Genomic DNA, 20,154 nt, shown 5'->3' on the forward strand with positions numbered 1-20,154 from the left:
CTTTTTCGGTGCTGCCATAATTAAAATTACTCTTTTTATGAAAACACTCCTTAACTTTTTAATATCTAATGTCTACTTTTTGCTGACGATTTACACTGTAACCGAAGAAAGGAAAAAGAATGGCTTGTTTGAAGATATTATTAAATTTGAAGAAAGAATGACTAATTATTATTCAAATAGAAAAGATAAAGAAATACTTAATGTAGGTCTTGACAAGATATATGACTTGGAGTCATCTAAAAAAATAACATTTTAATACATTTTATTTATGGAAATATTGCAGAAATTAGAGAAGCTTATTATTACAATCGGTAACAATGATAAAATAAAGGTAGATAAAAACAATATAGAAGAAGTACAAAGCGGTGTTAATTTTTTTAGTGAAAGAATGCTTGCTCGTGCAGAGGAACGAATGAAAATTATTATTCCTAAAGAAGATTATAAATTCGATGTTATTCGATCTTTAACATTAGATTGGTCTTCCACTACGAATGAGCCTGATGAAGAATATCTTTGGGGAGGATTTCAATTATTAAGCTTGATAGAATCTTTAGGAACCCATTCTCATTTCTGGGATAATTACAACAACGATAGTCGTTTTTGGAAGAATAATCTACAGCCTGAAGCAGAAGCAGTTTGGAAAGAGTTTCTGCCTAAACTTAATTATTTCCACAAATCGGCTCATGGTAATGATGGTACTTATGGCTGTATATTGCGGGAAAAAGGTGTTTATCCTTGCCCTATTTATTTTTTCGATTCAGGTATCTGGTTTAAAATGGACATGAATCTTGGAGAATATTATGATACTATGATTTCTTCCAAAGCAGTTTATTATTGGCAGTATTTTTATATTGATACACAGGAAATTGTTAAGAAATTAGGAAATTTTAAGCCCCGTTATGTTGAACATGATGTTTATTATTACCAAGATCCTAATTCTTTTAATAATAAATTTGAAGATGGCACATTTATGTATTCAGCAGAGGGTATTTTACATCAAATGAAAAATATTGTTAAACGTTTTCCTAAGTTATTTCCAGATGTAGATTTAACGTACTTTAGAGAAAAGTGTGATGCTTTAGAAAAAGCATTGAACAAATAAAATTTAACTTAAAAAGCAAAAGCGAAATTTCTTAGAAGTTTCACATACTGCCACACGAATCCCTTTCGTGTGGCTTTTTTATTTCAAAAAGTTTTTACCTTTATCCAAAACATAATTGATGAGTCGTAATTACAAATTGCACAATCCTGAAGGATTATATTTCATAAGTTTTGCTGTTGTAGGTTGGCTGGATATTTTAAAGAACTTTAATCATATTTTTGTTATTAGAATGTTTAGCTAATAATAGTAAACCACACGAAAGGATTCGTGCGATAGCGGTGATAAATTTGACAAACTTTATGATCAAATAGATATTATACATTGATTTCCTACTTAAGCGTGAAAAAATCATCGAAATACCCATAACCAATATAATTACAATGAGTTAACCAATAATATTAGAAACTTTGGTCATGTCAGATAATCTTATTAGATTTGATTGTCATAATATTTGTTAGTATAATTAATTTGAATAACAATATCTTATTACACCTCCTTTAAATTTATCCAAATCATGAAAAAACAAATCGTTATCGCTGCGTTGTCTCTGGGAGCAATCGCTTTAGGAACCAACCAGATTCTGGCACAAAATTCCGGACAGGTTAGTAAATCAGTAAATATTATTTTAGCAGATGTTATTGCAATGGACATTGGCACTGCTGCTTCAGAAGGTACTGTAGATTTTAATTATGGAAGTACAAAAGATTATAATTCATCAAAAAATGTGACCGTTCCAAACAGTTTAGTCATTATTTCCTCCAAAAATTTTGATGTAAAAGTAAAATCTGAAGGTACACACTTTGTCAATGGCGCAAACGTAATTCCAGTAGATATATTACAAGTAAAAGCAATACCGGGCGGAAGTTTGGTGGGAACCCTCAATGAGGTCACTTTATCTACAACTGATCAGGTGCTGGTAAGTAATGCGAGTTTAGGGACTAAACAGTCTCTAAATATTGACTACTCTATTTCGGCGGAAAAAGCATCCAAAGTCCTTTTAGGAAAACCTCAGGGAACTTACACACAAAAAATAACTTATACTGCCACTGCTTTATAATAAATAAAAACAAACATCAATTTTAGAAAAGCCCTCAACACTTGAAAGTGTTGAGGGCTTTTCTATTTAAACCAAATAATTAATCCGTGTAGTTATTTTACTACATCAACTTCCATTTTCAACTACAAAGAAACTTTTATCGTCGCCGTAGATTTGTAGTGTTCAAAAGAGAACAATTAAATAAAAATAAAAATTTTAAATATTACTACCATGACAAAACAAATCGTAATCGCAGCCTTAACTCTTGGAGCAATCGCATTAGGAACTAACAATGTTAAAGCTCAAAATACAACGGCAACCACAACCGTAAACATTACCCTGAATGATGTAATCTCTATCGACGCAGGAAGTACTGCAATTGGTAATACAGTTGACTTTAACTATGTTACTGCAGCAGACTATAACTCTGATCAAACCATTACTAAAGCCAACTCTTTAAAAGTCACTTCAACGAAGAACTTTAATGTTAAAGTTAAAGCTGGGGGTGCTAATTTCATGAATGGAACTAACTTAATCCCTGTAAATGTTTTGACAATAAAAGCGGCTACAGCTGCCGGAACAATGGGCGGAACAAAAAGCGCGGTTGTGCTATCTGCAACTGATCAAACTTTAGTTACAAATGCTCCATTGGGAAGTGCTTTAACACTGAATTTGGATTACACCATTCCTGCAGCGAAATCATCTTCTTCAGATATCCTAGGTAAACCAGCCGGAACTTATACGCAGACAGTAACTTATACTGCAACTGCTTTATAAAAAACATTATTTATAATTTTTAATGAATTTAAAAGTGATATAACTCTGAAATATCTTATAAATTAATATTAAAATGGTCTATTTTAATATGATAAATAAAATTCAGGTAATAATTAAATAACTACAAGATAATATGCCAAACCTAATAAAAAAACTATTGTTTTTACTTGAAATTGGTAATCATCAATTTGATAGTATTCTTTGGAAAACCCGTCCAGAAAAAAGAAAAACTCTTGTTAGTGATATTTTCAAATTTAAAATTCCTATTGGGAAAAGCAAAAAAGAAATACGTGAACTTTTTGGATATGAGCCACATATGTATGCTTCCATGACATGGTCTTATCCTATAGAATCAGATAAATTTGGAAACACTCTTACATCATTATCACTATACTTTAAAGACGAAATTGTAACAAGTATAAGGTTGAAAATAAGGGAGTAATATTTAAAATATAAAAACACATCAATTTTAGAAAAGCCCTCAACACTTTCAAGTGTTGAGGGCTTTTTTATTTAAACCAAATAATTAATCCGTGTAGTTATTTTACTACATCAACTTCCATTTTCAACTACAAAGAAACTTTTATCGCCGCCGTAGATTTGTAGTGTTCAAAAGAGAACAATTAAATAAAAATAAAAATTTTAAATATTACTACCATGACAAAACAAATCGTAATCGCAGCCTTAACTCTTGGAGCAATCGCATTAGGAACTAACAATGTTAAAGCTCAAAATACAACGGCAACCACAACCGTAAACATTACCCTGAATGATGTAATTTCCATCGACGCAGGAAGTACTGCAATTGGCAATACGGTTGACTTTAACTATGTTACTGCAGCAGATTATAACTCTGATCAAACCATTACTAAAGCAAACTCTTTAAAAGTTACTTCAACAAAGAACTTTAATGTTAAAGTTAAAGCTGGGGGTGCTAATTTCATGAATGGAACCAACTTAATCCCTGTAAATGTTTTGACTATCAAAGCCGCTACAGCTGCAGGAACAATGGGTGGAACAAAAAGTGCGGTTGTTTTATCTGCAACTGATCAAACTTTAGTTACAAATGCTCCATTGGGAAGTGCATTAACATTGAATTTGGATTACACCATTCCTGCAGCGAAATCATCTTCTTCAGATATCTTAGGTAAACCAGCCGGAACTTATACACAAACAGTAACTTATACTGCTACTGCTTTATAATAAATAAAAACAAACATCAATTTTAGAAAAGCCCTCAGCACTTGAAAGTGTTGAGGTTTTTTTATTTAAACCAAATAATTAATCCATGTAGTTATTTTACTACATCAACTTCCATTTTCAACTACAAAGAAACTTTTATCGTCGCTGTAGATTTGTAGTGTTCAAAAGAGAACAATTAAATAAAAATAAAAATTTTAAATATTACTACCATGACAAAACAAATCGTAATCGCAGCCTTAACTCTTGGAGCAATCGCATTAGGAACTAACAATGTTAAAGCTCAAAATACAACGGCAACCACAACCGTAAACATTACCCTGAATGATGTAATTTCCATCGACGCAGGAAGTACTGCAATTGGCAATACGGTTGACTTTAACTATGTTACTGCAGCAGACTATAACTCTGATCAAACGATTACTAAAGCCAACTCTTTAAAAGTTACTTCAACGAAAAACTTTAATGTTAAAGTTAAAGCGGGAGGTGCTAATTTCATGAATGGAACCAACTTAATCCCTGTAAATGTTTTGACAATAAAAGCGGCTACAGCTGCCGGAACAATGGGTGGAACAAAAAGCGCGGTTGTGTTATCTGCAACTGATCAAACTTTAGTTACAAATGCTCCACTTGGAAGTGCTTTAACACTGAATTTGGATTACACCATTCCTGCAGCGAAATCATCTTCTTCAGATATCCTAGGTAAACCAGCCGGAACTTATACGCAGACAGTAACTTATACTGCAACTGCTTTATAATATTTTTTTTAGTCTGTAAAGCTTTCTTTTGTTACGTTTTCAGTAGTTTTGGGGATCTTTATTTTTAAACAATTTACACCATGCGCAAGTTAATTCACCTTTTCATTTTCTTTATTCTTACAGGGTCTTCTTCAATTCTGGCACAAAGTATCTCTATGTCGCCTACGCGCCTGTTTTTTACCGGTAATCCAGGAGAAAAAGTGAGACAGACAGTCACGCTTCAAAACAGCTCGGAAAAGGATTATGTTTTTAATCTCAACTATAAAGATTGGGTTAGAGAAGAAGACGGAAATAAAGTTTATCTTGAAGTAGGCAGTTCAAAAACTTCTAATGCCTCTTGGGTGTCTACCTTAGAAAACGCTGTAACAGTTCCTGCGAAAAGTACAAAGGAAATTGTAGTAACCATGCAGATTCCGGCAAACGCATCAAAATCTACTGTTACAAACAGTATGTTATTTTTCACCCAACTTCCTCAGCAGGCAGATCAGGCCCGTATTCAGAACGGGATTGGTATTATTACCTTATTTGAGGTTGGACTTCACATCTTTTATACACCGCCTGGGAACCAGACAAAAAGTTTGGATATTACCAATATTTCAGAGATGAATAATGAAAATGCGGCGAACAGAAAAATCGCAGTAAGCATCCATAACGATGGAAATACCATCAATGATGCCACCGTTGAGTTTGAACTTACCAATACCGAAAGTGGTAAGGAAATAAAATTACCCGCAATTTCTATCTCAATGCTTCCTAATACTGATCAGACCGTTCAGTTTTCTTTACCAGAAAACATTTCAGGGAACTTTCTTGGCGTGGCTATTGTCAAAATGGCCGGATCAAATGATTTACGCGTAGGCGAAAAAAACTTTAAATTTTAAAAAATTAAGTCTTGAAACCACAAAATGGAATGCCGATATCAATCCTAAGAAGAACAATCTTATTTTTTGCAATTGTTCTTTTGCATTGTTCGTTTGTCTTTGCGCAGGAAAAGAAGGATATAGAAATCCATTTTGAAAACAACAATGTAGCTGTTAAGAAAGGTTCTACTTTTACTAATTTCCTGATTATTGAGAATAAAAGTTCTGAAGAAATTACAGTTCAGAATATAATGCCTGACGAAAAATATCCGGGTTTACTTTTCTATCCAAAAAATGACTTTACTTTAGGTGCCGGTCAGTCTAAAAATCTTCCTGTGAAACTGATCGCCAATGTAGATTTTATGAAACTGAAATCCAATGAGATCAAATTCCAGGCTTCGTACACCACTTCAACGGTCAACAAAACTGAAAGTGCCTCGTTTTTCGTTGAAAAAGACGAGAACAAAAACATCGCAATTTATACGGCATCGTATGAAAATTTCATTAATCCTGCTGCTCCCGACTCCTCAATCCTGCTGATCGTAGAAAACCAGGGTTATAGTAAACGAACCGTTAAGATTGATTTGCAATCCATTCCTGATGGGTTGGAAATGATACCAAAACAACAAACCGTATCTCTGGAAGGCTTAGAAAAACAAACGGTTGAGATCAAAATTAGGGTCAGAAAACAGAATACGCTTTTCCCGGAATTTAATATTAATGCAACTGCTACAGACCTGCTTAATAATGAAATCCTGGGAAGCAACACGCTATACTTAATCATTTTATCAAACAACAGACAAATTGCCAGGGGAAACGAAGCAGTGAGCGGAAGTAATTTTGCAGAAATTGCTTATAACGAAAACAGTTCAGGTTTCAATTTTCTTCAATTGAGAGGAAATACAGCTTTTCAAGTGACTGAAAATTTAAAATCTCGTTTCAATATAGGTGCTGATTACTATCATGAAGAAGGCCTTTATAACCTATATGACACCTGGTTGGAACTTGAGAGAAAAAATACGGTATTACGAGTGGGAAACGTTAATAGTAACGATTACGATTATCAGGTTTTCGGGAGAGGCGGAAAAGCTTCTACCAAATTTGGTAAAAATAATCAGATTGAAATTCTTGCGCTTGAAAATAATTACAACCTGTATGGTACTTATTTGCAACAAACAGAAGGATCTACCATAGTGGGTGCAAAATATGGTTTTGGGAATGCTAAATCTTTCAATGGGAAAGTGTCTTATATATTTGACCACGATCCGCGCTTAAATATAGATACGCAGGTTGCGAACGCTGTAACATCATTTTTACTTAACGATAAACACGCAATCCGTACGGAGTTGGGTCTCAGTAACGAAAAAGGCCTTGTGAACAAAGATGAAAACACAGGAGCGTCAATGGGAGCCAATTACGAGGGGAAAATAGGGAAATGGGATATACAATCTATTAATTCCTTTGCCACAAAAAGTTATGCGGGGATCAAAAGAGGATCTTTTTTTTCAAATCAGCGAATCAGTCGCCAATTCTCTGATTCTCAGCGTGCTTTTATACAATATCAGAATTCACAAGTAGATCCTGAGTTCCTGAGTTTCCAGAATGCGCCAATCCAATATGGAAATACCGCTAATTTGCGTTATTACTTCAATAGTACAGAGACTTTGGGATCAGGTTATCAGCTTTCTCTAAAGAAGTGGAATTTCCTACTTTCTCCAAAAATTGAAAATCAAAAAACAGCCAATTTTTACACATCACAGGAACTTTTCTCTTACCGAATGGAAACCAACATAAGCACAACATTGGGTGCTCATGGATTGAACTGGACGGCGGAATATTCTTATTCAAAAGAGAATAATAAAGCCGATTGGTTCAACAGTCTGAGAACAACCTTGTCTTACAGATATAAAGCCTTCTCCCTCAACGGAACAGCGCAGTGGAACGCAATTAACGTCTTTGATTTAAATTCTTATTACAATACAGACCGTAATTTTGCCAACTACAATGTATACGCCTCTTATAATTTTCAGATGCTTAAAAATAATCTGAGCGGATCTTTTACGGCCGGAACTTACTATTCGGAACTTTATAAAAACTTAAACAGCAATATCAGTGGTAATCTGGAATATAAGATTTCGCCCTCATGGTCTACCACAGGTTATTTTAATTTTTCCGGTTATAAATCTACGGCTGAATATACAAGCAGTGGCAGTTATTACCAGTTCAGAGTGGGTATTAAAAGATCTTTTACCGCAGCTACGGCTCTCGGAAATCATAAAGTGACGTTCCAGTTATTTGAAGATAAAAATTTCAATGGACTTCTTGAAGCAGGCGAATCGGCTCTTGCAAATGAAATAGTGAAACTAGACAATTTTGTTGCACTAACAGATAAGAACGGAAAAGTAGTTTTTCAGAATGTGCCTGAGGGTATTTACACTCTGAAGGTGAACGAAAGTGCGGGTGCACGATTGATGATGGATCCTGTAATTATGGTGCATAATAATATCAACCGCAAAGTGGGTCTGGTAAAAAATAGTAAGGTAAGTGGGAAATTAATAGAGATTAAACAAGCCTACGATGTTTTGGAAACAGATGTAACCGGAATAGTGGTGTATGCAAAAGGTGAAGATGGCGTAATTCATTCCGCCGTGGTTAATCAAAAAAATGAGTTTGAGTTTTTCCTGAAAGATGGAAAATACGACCTCTACATTGAAAATGACAAATACAGCTATATACAACCCCATCAAACTATTCAGGTGACAAAAGAAGGTTACCCAGAAACCGTGGTTCTGGAATATAAGAAGAAAGACACCAATATTAAGGTGAAAAAGTTTTAAATTTAAAAGTATGAAAACGATGAGGAGTTTTTTGATAGGAATTTTTACCGTTTGCTGCGGATCAACAGTCACGAAAGCTCAGGACGTGTACCTGTCTATTCCAGAAAATAATATTTTTAACAGGACTGAATTTACTTCAGTACCTACAAGATTAATGAACACCAACAGAACAAACTGGGATTATACCTTTTTGGGATTACTCCCAATAGCTCCTACATTTACCTCTGTTTCCGGACCTACCTTTACTCATTCTTCTTCCTCATTTACTTTACCCAGTTCCACTCTTCTTTGGCAGTTAGAAAGTATGGGTGGGCAGTTGCCATCTGTAGGACTTTCGGGTTATTTACCAGGTTATCAGTCCTTCAGTACAAGTGCTTTAAAATGGTTTGAACCGCCAACGACCAGTTTTGGGGGTGGATTCAACCGGGGAAATATCAATTTTACTTTTAAAATTCCTGCCGCACAGTTTGCTGCCAATATGTACCGAGCAGGGAGTTACTCTATGGATATCACTCAGAATTACAACGACTTCACGCCACGTAATTTTAAAACAATTTTAGTAATTCCTTCATCTATTAGATGGCTCACAGCCTCTTTAACGAAATATATAGAAATATCTTCTTTAAATGACTACCGAAGTACAGGCACTCGGGTGTTCAGTTTGGATAATGCAGAGATCGCACATACAGTAGATTTTAATTTATGGGCGAAAGCTACCTCCACAAATATTCAGTTCACATCTTCTAAAGGTGTTCCCGGAACCAGAAGTATAGCAAGCATTAAATTGGGTAGCAATGGATCTGCACTTACGACCAAAGCCTTATCTGGCAATTTTCAGAATTTTTCTCCTGCAAATATCAGTGTTGTTGCGGGCAACAGAAATAGCTTCGTCCCAGAGCTTTATGTGTCTCCGGAAGATTTTAAGAACAATTTTTTTGAAGCCGGAACTTATACTTTTGAATTGAATTTCAATGCCATAAGTACAGATAATTCAATAAATAGTTTGCAAAATACATCTGTTCAATTAAAGGTGCTTCCTCGGTCGGAGATCACCATCCCGAGTTCCGGGCGAAATGTAAACTTCAATTTTAATACAGCTTCCCATTACACCAATGGTCAATCACAAATGATTCCAAATCAAATTGTATTGTCCAATAATGAGAATTTTGAACTGTATGTAAAATCGGACGAAAATTATTTCAAGAAAGGCGGTCTGCAGACCGACATCAATTCCAACATATTACAAATTGGTATGGATGGAAGTTCTGTAGATACTCCTCTATCCAAAACTCCAAAAAAAATACTCTTTAACGGAACACCGGTTTTAGACAGGGGACTGAACGTAAGATATACCATACCACCTTCGGGTGCCCAAAGTTTGGTAGGAAAGGAAAATACCACTTACTCTATTAATATTTATTATAGCTTTACGGCAATTTAAACTTTCTTATAAAACCCTTCTTTATTGATCAATTTAATAGCAATAATCAATTGCTGGTATAGATGGAATTGAAACCATTAGAAAAATGAAAATACTATTCACGACGCTACTCATGTAGCGTCGTGTCTTGTTTTGTACAGCTCTTCCGATAATATTTATTTAGTGTATGTATATGACAAATTAGAAATAGGAAATCTACTTGTAAAGCCGTTCGTATGTAACATATCTATTAATATGGATATTCAGATGCCTCATATCAAAAGCATTGGAACAACCTCAAAAAACTATTGGAAAAAACCATCAAAATACCTATTATTGCACTGACAACGGAAGTCTTTCTGTGAGAAAGAAAAGTGTCTGCAAGCCGGAATGTCAGACTTTTTAATCAAACCTTTATTAAAAACAAACCCTGTCTGATATGATTCAAAAATGGTTTGTCATAGAAATCGAAAAAAAATAATAAACTATACTTTTAAAAAAATTGGAGTAGATTTTTTAAAAGCCCATGATACTTAATTTATGAAAGACCTTGTCAACGAACTACAATTAAAAATCGAAAAACTGGAAAACGAAATCAGTTTTAAGAACGGACTGATCTCGATGTTGTCTCATGATTCAAAGGAACTGTTTGGGAATTTTTTGTGGATTATAGAAGCGCTGGAAGATAAGACCATTAGTGAAGAAAATTTTTTTAACTTGTTGCCGCAGATAAAAAGCGATGCCCAGAAGAATCTGCAAACCATTGACGACAGTAACTCCTGGCTAAAAACTCAATACGGGGAATTTAAGATTAAACCTGAGAAAATCATAATGATGGATCTTTTTCACCATTTTGAAGAAAAATATGCTACTCAATTAAAAGAAAAAAGTATTAAATTTTATTTTAAAGGAGATCCCAATGCATTCGTTGCAACCGATCGTTTGTTGCTCGAATATGTTTTAGACAAAATTCTCAACAATGCAGTAAAATACTCTTTGCCCGGACAAGATATTTACCTTCAGGAAGTTACAGAAGGTAATCAGGTCACACTTTCTGTCATTGATTTTGGAACGGGAATGGCTGAAAAGTATGTATCTGCGATTTTCACCTATGAGAACGCCGTTTTTCAAGGTACTGCTGGTGAGAAAGGAGTTGGATTAAGTTTGAAAATTGTTAAAAATTTTGTATCATTGATGCATGGAAACATCCAAATCATTTCCGCTGAAAATGAAGGCACTACAGTTTCCCTTTTTTTTTACGTAAAATTTACTGAATAATGGCTTTAAAAGTAAACGTTCGGATTATTGTAGCAGACGATCATGGTATCGTACGGATGGGTTTGATACAAACCATTAAACGACTCTTACCTGCTGCTATAATTTCAGAAGTTGAGGATTATAAATCGCTGTACAAAGAAATTCTAAAAGAAGAATTGGATCTGGCCATTATGGACGTCAATATGCCTAATGGCTCTGTGCAGGAAGCGATCGATTACATTAAAATACACCAACCTAACTTAAGAATTCTCATATTTTCTTCTCAGGATGAAGAGTTGTACGCAATGCGTTATCTAAAGATGGGGGCCGGTGGTTATCTAAGCAAACAAAGCTCGCATGCTGTAATTGAAACTGCTTTAACGGCGATGCTTAGTACTGGCAGATATGCAAGTGAAGTCGTAAAAGAAGCGATGTTTTTAGGATCATTAACCGGTGCTACAAAAGACTCGCCCTTTGAAGCGCTGTCAGACCGCGAATTGCAAATTGCTAATAAGATTGCAGAAGGTCTTTCGCTCAAAGAAATTTCTAATCAACTTAATCTCCATTCATCGACAATCAGCACTTATAAAAACAGGTTGTTCGAGAAACTGAACATACGATCGGTACCCGAACTGGTGGAGATTCTTAGGCTTTATAATTAGTGAACATTCTATTGTCCTGCTTTGTTATCCCAAGGAATCGTGGGATCTTGTCTATCACAATAAAGTTCTTTACTCTGCTACCTCCTATTGTGTCTGTAAAATAAATTTTTACGGACACAATAGTATGGATATTGACAGAAGCTAAGCTCACAAATTCCCTGTGCTGTCAGATTTTTTTATGATTGAGTTTGCTCATCACAACATCACGGAGATTATATTCTTAAATGAATTTTTCATTTTACTTTTTGCAGCTCCCTATTTTTTTTCTGAATCGACCAATTTTTGAAGAAAGAGTGTTCTGAAAAATCTTTTAGCAGCAATCAAAATGAAGATAGCTTTTTATTTTATTAAACTTTTTATAATATTTAATCCTATTGTTAGTTCTTCTTTTATTTCTTTCTCCATGGCTGAAAAATCTATATTTTCATCTGCTATTTTTTCCCATCTCAATGCACATTCTGAAAGCCTGAAAAGACCGGCAGTTCCGGCAGTGCCTTTAAGCTTATGAAGAATCATTTTGATATCGGCTACATTTTTTTCGGCTGCTGTGGCACCAATATTATTCTCTGTCTGGATAAGCTCTTTAATGACAAGGTTTAAAAATATTTCTTTGAAATCATCATCATCACCAATCTGCTCATTCAGCATATCTATATTGATATATTTCCCGGTTAATATTTCAGTTTCTGCTTCAACCTCTTTATCTTCTTTAATGGCAATATATTTTTTGAGCATTTCTGAAAGATCTGCCTGTCGCAAAGGTTTTGGCAGAAAATCGTTCATCCCTGATTCCAGACATTTTTCTTTTTCTCCCAAGACATTTCCTGCTGTAACACCAATGATGGGTACATTTTTATATCCTGGTAAAAGACGAATTTGTTGTGTAGCTTCAATACCATTCATCATCGGCATCTGTACATCCATAAGAATAATAGAGAAATCTTTTTTCTTACACTCTTCCAAAGCTTCGAGACCGTTTACCGCTTCTGTAAGATGCGCATCGGGTGTAAGTGATTTCATCATTTTATTATTCAGAACCATATTCACCGGGTTATCGTCTACTAATAGTACTTTAAGCTCTTTCATAAAAGAAAACTGATCTTTTTCAGGATGTTCCGGAGTAGCAACTTCTATCACGTTATTTTGGGACACACGTCTGAGTGTTTTATAAAGATCATTAGATTTAATAGGCTTTAAAAGAAAATAAGAATTGTCTTCCTTGCGGAAAGAATTAATGACATCGTGCTTCTCCGAAGAAGTATGAAGAATTACCAATGGTGAAGTCTCATTCCGTTCATTAAATAACTGTTTAATCTTATCTATTGTTTCCAAACCGGAAATTACCGGCATATGATAATCCATCAATATAACATCAAAATGTTCACCTTTCAGCAATATTTGTAAGGCTTCCATTCCGTTGGCGGCCAATGTAGATTCTATATTTTTATAGGTAAGCATGTGTTGAAGAATGATTCTGTTTGCTTCATTATCGTCTACTACAAGCACTTTTTTTATAGTGAGATCGTCGTCGTCTTTCAATTCTGATATTTCATAAGGAATTTCGATGTCGAAGAAAAATACAGAACCTTTCTCAGGTGTACTGATCAATGACAAATGACTTCCCATATATCCAAGAATATTGTTTGAAATGGTAAGACCGAGACCGGTTCCTCCGTAACGCTTACTGATAGAACTGTTTTCCTGAGTGAAAGCATCAAAAATATGTTTCTGTTTTTCGATAGGTATGCCGATTCCTGTATCTCTTACAGAAAATCGAAGAGCAATATTGCTATCATCCATACGGAGTTTTTCTACTTTCAGCTCAATCTCGCCTTGTTCCGTAAACTTTACTGCATTCCCCAGAAGGTTGATAAGAATTTGCTTTAATCTGGATTCATCAAGTAATAGAGTTTTTGGAAGCCCCTGCTCTATATTAAGAAGGAGTTCGATATTTTTTTTCTGCGACTGATACAGAATCACATTAATAACCTGACTTACCGTGTCATAAACATCACTTTTCTCTATCAGAAGTTCCATTTTACCGGATTCTATTTTAGAAAAATCAAGAATATCATTAATAATGTTCAAGAGGTTTTCTCCAGATTCATTAATATAATTAAGGTACTGTGTCTGAATATCGTTAAGAGGAGTTTTCAAAAGAAGATCAGAGAACCCGATCACTCCATTTAGAGGTGTGCGTATCTCATGGCTCATATTCGCAAGGAACTCTGATTTTGCCTTACTTGCGATATCGGCCATTTTTTTTGCATTTTTAAGTTCTTCGTTGGTATGTACAGAATTGGTAATATTTTGTACAGAGACAATCACCCCTCCGATTTCATTGTCTGAAAGATACCATGGTCCCACCTTAAATTCGAAATGCTGAATTTCTTCTTTGCCTTCAATACTGATGGCAAAATCTTCATTTATATAAGTTTTACCTTGCAAAGCAGCACGATAAATTTCTTTTCGTTCTTCAGGAATGTTTGGTGATACCACAAAAAGATTCTTTCCTATAATTTCAGCCTCATCCATTCTGAATTCCTCTCTCCATCTGCTGCTTACAGAAATATAATTAAGATCTTTATCAAACATCGCCACGGCAACCGGAACATAAGTTACGAACGATTGCATCATTGCTTCTTTTTTAGTAATATCGAGGAACATATTTTTGAATACATCAATATCCTGAATGATCCCATAAACCCTTGTACAAACGTCATTTTCAAATTCGGGAATTCCTTTTACCCTTACCCAGATTGTAACACCATCATTACGCACTAGCTGAAATTCATCATCATATGAAACTCCTTTTGTTACCGCTCTGTTGAATAAAAATTTAACTCTTTCTCTGCTATCTTCTTTATAAAAACCAATGGCATTTTCTAAATTAGGCTGAAAATCTTTACCTATCTTATGAATTTCTTTGGTACTTTGAGACCAGAATACCGTGTCTTTTTTTAAATTTACTTCCCAACCACCTACTTGAGCTACAGAACTTGTCTGTTCTAGCATTTTTTTCGTGTGAATCAGATCTTTCTCTAAGGTCATTCTTTCGGTGACGTTCAATGCAGTGCTCACTGTGTAAGGCTTTCCTTCCTCGTCTATCTCAACAAGGTTGTGATACATCCAGATCTGCTCTACCCCATTCTTTGCCTTCAGAATCATGGTTCCGAAATCCTCCTTGTTTTTATTAATCCGATCAAGATACTGGTTTAAAGAAGGCCAACTATGCTCAGGAATAAGATCTCTAAGGTTTAAATTCTTTACTTCATCTATAGAATAATGCAATGTTTCTCTACCTTTTTCATTAACAGCGAGAATGTTGCCTTCCATATCATGCATACTCATCAAACCGATGGCATTTTCAAAGAAACTCCTGAAGCGTCTCTCTGAGCTTTCCAATTGACGTTTTTCCTCTATTTGTGCAGTAATGTTGATGCCGAAGCAGAAAATTTCAGAAATTTCCTGATTGGGCTTCAACAACCATTCTATAACCACAGAACTGCCGTCTTCAATTACTGTAGAAGTAGTAAAAGATACTTCCTGACCATTCTCAGGAAAATTTTTAAGCATTGAAAAGTCTTTATTGCCTTCACCAAAAATCTGATTGAAACCAAGCCCAATCGTTTCTTCTTTCTTGAACGAAAAGATCTTTTCTACTACAGGATTGAAATCTTTAAGTTTCAGTTCTTCATTTAAAACACATATCAGATTATTAGATATATTGAAGAGCTGCTGAAAATACTCTGCATAAATTGTCTTTCTCTTTACCTTTAGAAGATTCAAAATAACATCTGCAAGCTTTTTGAGTGCTGTGACCTGACTGTCTGTTATAGTCCTGGGCTTATAGTCAATCACACAGATTGTTCCTAATGCAAAGCCTTCTTCGTCAATAAAAGGTATCCCTACATAAAATCGTATCCCTCCTTGCAAAATTAATGGATTATTCTGAGTTCTGTCATCTAAAAGCGTATCATTAATAATTACCACTTCTCCGCTTGCTATCGAATACTGGCAAACCGTATTCTCGCGCGCTACAGAATCGATTTCAAGACCTATACAGCTTTGAATGGTCTGCGTCTCACTTTCCATGATCGCGATTAAAGAAGCAGGGCAATCAGCAATCAGACATGCAGTTTCTGCAAAAACATCAAATTGAGGGTCTTTGCCTAAGTTCAAGAGATGAAAAAATTCTAATTTTCTCAATCTTTCTATCTCATTATCAGGAATAATATTCTTCATCATATTAGCCGCAAAATTATTTAAAAATAAATAAATATCATTATAATATTTATACAAATAACCTGTATAAAATTTTTATTTATAAACACAATTATAAGCTTTCAAACACGATAATCCCTACTTTTTGTCATTACAACAAAAAATAGATAAACAAAAAAGACTACCCGATATGGGTAGTCTCTATCATCATTGTATATTTTTAGAATCTACGGTGCCCAAAAAGTCCATTTACTCCCGTTGAAAACTGCTAATCTTTTGTTAGTTCCTTTTATATAAACCATCATTCCAGGGGCAGGATTGATGACGGCATCTGTGCTGGTTACCTGTGGTAAGATCATCGCTTTATTGGAAGATTCTAAGACCAAAGCTCCTCCTGTTGCTGAGGTCTGATCTGATCCTATAATCGTTCCTACTGTATTATTTTCGGTTACTATAGGTTGTTTTGTAAGTACCGAACTTATATCTGCTTCATTGCCGCTACTCAAATCTTTCCAAGTGCCATTGTAATATTTTATTTTAGCCCTAGTAGGATCTGTTGCGTCTACAATAATAGTTCCTTCTGTAGGAGCAACAGGCATCGTTCGTAGATAAGGAAGCACAATTCCTCTGTCATTAGTATTGGCAAACTCTAGTAAAACCGAAGTTTTATCTGTGGCTGTACCAATATCGTTCCCGATGATGACCTGGGAAAAAGCCATTCCGGAAATCATTAAACATAATGATATGATTGTTTTTTTCATTTTAATATAATTTTGAAATTAAAAAATAAGTTCTAAAGTCGACTCATGATACTTCATCATCAATCAACTATTAGATCACTTAAAAAACCGAGAATAATTATGGGCAACTAGGTGTACTAAAACATTTCCATTCTGTACCCGTATAGATTTTCAGACATTTGTCTGTGGTGTCGTATACCATCATTCCTTCCTGTGGTTTTGTTATATTTCCTAAGTTAGCTTTCGCTATTCTAGTCGGTACAAAACCTTGGGTATTTGATTCTAAAGCCATAAACGCCCCTTTTCTTACCATTGGCCAATTATCCGAATCTTGAGAACTCGCTCTTTTTAGTAAAGTAATTCCTACTTTTGTATCTTGGGCAGTACCAGTGGTAACGGCTGGGTTGTAGCAATAGAATTCTTTGATGGGCGAACTAGGACAATGTGCAGCATCATTAATCGATGAAGAGGGTGAAACTGATAACTTGATTCGAGTACCAGTTGTGATGTCAAATTTATAAAATCCACCAGAGTTTAAGAAACCGTAGATTTCTCCATTAGCGCCAATCATTCCTCCAAAAGAACTTAATGTAGGGTCTACTGCGCCAATATTGGTCACTGTACCAGCTAGACTTACCTTAATCAACATACCGTTTTGAGCAGGCCCAATATTATCTAATACAGCATATAGATTGCTATCATTTTTATTAAATGCAAAATCTAAAACCGTAATATTATTAGTCAATGTTATAGAAGTAGCTGTTTTTGTACTTACATTAATTTTATAAAGTGTGGTTCCAGCTCCACCTTGCTTTACGTATAAATTACCAGCCAAATCAAATTCACCAGCATTATATTCTACATTGATTGGTAAACCTGAAACAGTACCTAAGTTAATAAAAGAACCATCAGAGCCAAATTTTATAAGCTCACCAGTGTTGTTTTTAATACCATAAATATGATTATCTATAGCATTATAACCTATCGCATTAAAATTCATCCCTGAATTAGCCCCCAATGGAGAAAATTGTAAATTGGTTAGATTAGTCGTATTAACTGTATTCAGTTGTGTTGGATTGTTTTGAGACATATACATGTTGTCATTACAAGCAAAAGGATTGTTGAAATAAGTAACCACAACAGATTTAATGTTATTACAAGCTCCACCCAATCCGTTATTAGTACATTCATAGAAAGGATCTGTGGGAGGAACATTGAGATCTTGATTGGTTGCATCAGGATCGGTAACATCATTAGGTCGCAATATGGTTGCTGTAAAATCTTTGCTTCCGTTGATAGGAGGTGTAGTACTTAATTTTACAGGGAAAGAATAGGTAATCTCGCAACCATTAGGCAAAGCTAATTTTGAAGAATAAATTCTTGTTGTTGCATTATAAGTAATTCCTAAATCTTGACTCCCACAGTTGTTACCTGCGAAAACCGGGGTTCCGTTTGCTTCGAAGCCGGCAGGAAGTATGAAGCTAAAAGGTGCTCCGGTAACACCGTCTGGGCCGTCGTTCTTTACTTTAACTTGAATATTAAAAGTATCGCCTGCTGATAAATTGCTTTTATCAGTAGTAATTGATGAAACTTTAAGGTCTGCCACTTTTATATTTACACTGGTCGTTTTAGTAACTTTTGAACCTTGAACATAAGACCAGGTATCCATTGATTTTTCATTACCAAAACTATAGTTACCTGTACCACTGTTACCTGATCCTGACACAGCTGTATATGTTCCCCATTTGTGTCCATAGGTATTGCTGCTTAATCCTGCTAAGTTGGTAGTAGGATTAGATTTTTCCGTTGTTAGACCTCCCGTAATTGAGGAATCATCCCAATACACAACATCAGTTTCTACAGAAAGATCTGCTTTTAGTAATTCAAGAATGATACCTTGTGGGTTAATTTCCATATCGATATAAGGGAAATGAACTTCTCCTCCCTTTAAAGTAACGCTTACTTTAACAGGAATATCGCCTGTAATGGGCAGGTTATTTCCACTACCATCTTTTCCATCCCAAAAAACAGTATTAATTCCCATTTCAGAATCTCCTGTTAATGTTCTTGAAGGAAAAACTATACTCGGATTATTGCTTTCAATAAGAACGACATACGTACCATGAGCATCTGAATCAAAAATAATATTGCCCCCTTTTTCTCCCATTTGTCCTACTGTACCGTCTACTCCCGAAAATGTTATATTACTAGCGGTAGCTGTTGATCTGGGAGATTTAAGCCACGTAGAAACACCACCTGGCACTGCTTTACTGTTAGAAGATGTGGGTAAATCAGTTGCTGGTAAATTATAAAACAGTTTATGAGTCAATCCCATAGGGCCATCTACGTCTCTAGGATCTTGACTTTTTGTAGGATTAGTAGGAGTGATAGTGGTAATGGATGAAGTATTTGCACTTTTGTAGCTTTGTTTATTATTAATATCTACAAAACCTTTAGAATTAACATACGAAATAAAAGCGATCCCATTAGAGCCATTATTGTTTACACGATAGATATATCCGTCTTTCGTCAGTACATAGTTTTTACCATAAAAAGATTTAGCTGCTGTAAAGCTAGAACTAGTTATAAAATTAAACTGGTTGGCATAAACCCTTCCATTTATCCATCCTGTAGAATTTCTAACCGATACATCCCAAGCTGCGATATTTGCAGTAGTAGTTCCTTGAGCCCAATTGCCGGTTGCAGCGATATCAGTTTGAGTTTCTTGCGAGTTGCTAGGTGCAATGAATTCAATTTTCCAAATCCCCACTTGGGCATTTGTAGCTACTCTATTAAAAGTAGAATATGTATTACCAACTGTAGCTCCCGTTGAACTAGGACCAGCAAGCTCTGCAGTTCTATTAGGAATTTGACCTATTGCATTGGCTGCACTTGTATATACTGTACCATCTGGTGCGGTAAGTACTATTCTACCACTACCTATTCCTTGGGCACTAGAAGCCGCATGAATTGTTTCACCGCTTTTCACATAAGCATAATGTGTTCCAGAGTTAGTATACGGATAACTAGCTGAACTCACTCCAGTTCCGCTCGCCAAAAATGCTCGGTTTCCTATTGCCGTAGCTGGATATAGATCTTTTGCCCCTTCGGCATAACTATAGCTTAATCCTAAAAATAAAAAAGCTAAGGTGTATAAAAATTTAAAATTTATTAAAAATTTGTTCATTGTAAATCGTCAGCAAAAAGTAGACATTAGATATTAAAAAGTTAAGGAGTGTTTTCATAAAAAGAGTAATTTTAATTATGGCAGCACCGAAAAA

The 20,154-nt window shown here is 35.1% G+C and carries 15 protein-coding genes; 12 read left to right on the forward strand and 3 right to left on the reverse strand.

The window, feature by feature from the left end; translation table 11 throughout:
• The 12 genes from B5X64_RS21155 to B5X64_RS21210 all read left to right on the forward strand — a co-directional run.
• Positions 1-256, forward strand: a 256-nt coding sequence (locus B5X64_RS21155; protein ID WP_228419056.1) for a hypothetical protein, incomplete at its 5' end; no start/stop codon positions are given.
• Between the two features lie 12 nt (positions 257-268).
• Positions 269-1,102 (forward strand): hypothetical protein, encoded by an 834-nt coding sequence (locus tag B5X64_RS21160; protein WP_079467113.1) that lies wholly within the window; start codon positions 269-271, stop codon positions 1,100-1,102.
• Between the two features lie 514 nt (positions 1,103-1,616).
• The gene (locus B5X64_RS21165) at positions 1,617-2,159 is read left to right on the forward strand and encodes a peptidoglycan-binding protein LysM (RefSeq protein WP_079467114.1); all 543 of its coding nucleotides are present in this window, start codon (positions 1,617-1,619) and stop codon (positions 2,157-2,159) included.
• Between the two features lie 210 nt (positions 2,160-2,369).
• Positions 2,370-2,915 (forward strand): peptidoglycan-binding protein LysM, encoded by a 546-nt coding sequence (locus B5X64_RS21170; RefSeq protein WP_079467115.1) that lies wholly within the window; start codon positions 2,370-2,372, stop codon positions 2,913-2,915.
• 133 nt (positions 2,916-3,048) lie between these two features.
• Entirely contained in the window at positions 3,049-3,357 is a 309-nt protein-coding gene (locus B5X64_RS21175; RefSeq protein WP_079467116.1) for a hypothetical protein, read from the forward strand.
• A 215-nt stretch (positions 3,358-3,572) separates the two neighbouring features.
• On the forward strand, positions 3,573-4,118 hold the full coding sequence (locus B5X64_RS21180) for a peptidoglycan-binding protein LysM (RefSeq protein ID WP_079467115.1): 546 nt from the start codon (positions 3,573-3,575) through the stop codon (positions 4,116-4,118).
• 209 nt (positions 4,119-4,327) lie between these two features.
• A complete protein-coding gene (locus B5X64_RS21185) occupies positions 4,328-4,873 on the forward strand; it encodes a peptidoglycan-binding protein LysM (RefSeq protein WP_079467115.1) in 546 nt (181 codons plus the stop codon).
• Positions 4,874-4,953: 80 nt separating this feature from the next.
• Positions 4,954-5,754 carry a fimbrial biogenesis chaperone gene (locus tag B5X64_RS21190; RefSeq protein WP_228419058.1) on the forward strand — a complete coding sequence of 267 codons (801 nt, stop codon included), beginning with the start codon at positions 4,954-4,956 and terminating at the stop codon, positions 5,752-5,754.
• 11 nt (positions 5,755-5,765) lie between these two features.
• Positions 5,766-8,570 (forward strand): hypothetical protein, encoded by a 2,805-nt coding sequence (locus tag B5X64_RS21195; protein ID WP_079467117.1) that lies wholly within the window; start codon positions 5,766-5,768, stop codon positions 8,568-8,570.
• Between the two features lie 10 nt (positions 8,571-8,580).
• Complete coding sequence (locus B5X64_RS21200; protein ID WP_079467118.1) at positions 8,581-10,011, forward strand: hypothetical protein; 1,431 nt, start codon at positions 8,581-8,583, stop codon at positions 10,009-10,011.
• A 519-nt stretch (positions 10,012-10,530) separates the two neighbouring features.
• Positions 10,531-11,268 (forward strand): sensor histidine kinase, encoded by a 738-nt coding sequence (locus B5X64_RS21205; RefSeq protein ID WP_079467119.1) that lies wholly within the window; start codon positions 10,531-10,533, stop codon positions 11,266-11,268.
• On the forward strand, positions 11,268-11,909 hold the full coding sequence (locus B5X64_RS21210; protein ID WP_079467120.1) for a response regulator: 642 nt from the start codon (positions 11,268-11,270) through the stop codon (positions 11,907-11,909). Before B5X64_RS21205 ends, B5X64_RS21210 begins: the two co-directional genes overlap by 1 nt.
• 339 nt (positions 11,910-12,248) lie before the next feature.
• Here the strand turns inward: B5X64_RS21210 and B5X64_RS21215 are convergent, their stop codons facing one another.
• The 3 genes from B5X64_RS21215 to B5X64_RS21225 all read right to left on the reverse strand — a co-directional run bounded on the left by B5X64_RS21215 (position 12,249) and on the right by B5X64_RS21225 (position 20,060).
• On the reverse strand, positions 12,249-16,157 hold the full coding sequence (locus B5X64_RS21215; protein ID WP_079467121.1) for a response regulator: 3,909 nt from the start codon (positions 16,155-16,157) through the stop codon (positions 12,249-12,251).
• 203 nt (positions 16,158-16,360) lie between these two features.
• Complete coding sequence (locus B5X64_RS21220; RefSeq protein WP_079467122.1) at positions 16,361-16,894, reverse strand: hypothetical protein; 534 nt, start codon at positions 16,892-16,894, stop codon at positions 16,361-16,363.
• A gap of 97 nt (positions 16,895-16,991) precedes the next feature.
• Complete coding sequence (locus tag B5X64_RS21225) at positions 16,992-20,060, reverse strand: DUF6923 family protein (RefSeq protein WP_079467123.1); 3,069 nt, start codon at positions 20,058-20,060, stop codon at positions 16,992-16,994.
• Positions 20,061-20,154 lie beyond the last annotated feature (94 nt).

It is taken from the genome of Chryseobacterium balustinum (genome assembly GCF_900168205.1).
GTDB classification, from domain to species: Bacteria; Bacteroidota; Bacteroidia; order Flavobacteriales; family Weeksellaceae; genus Chryseobacterium; species Chryseobacterium balustinum.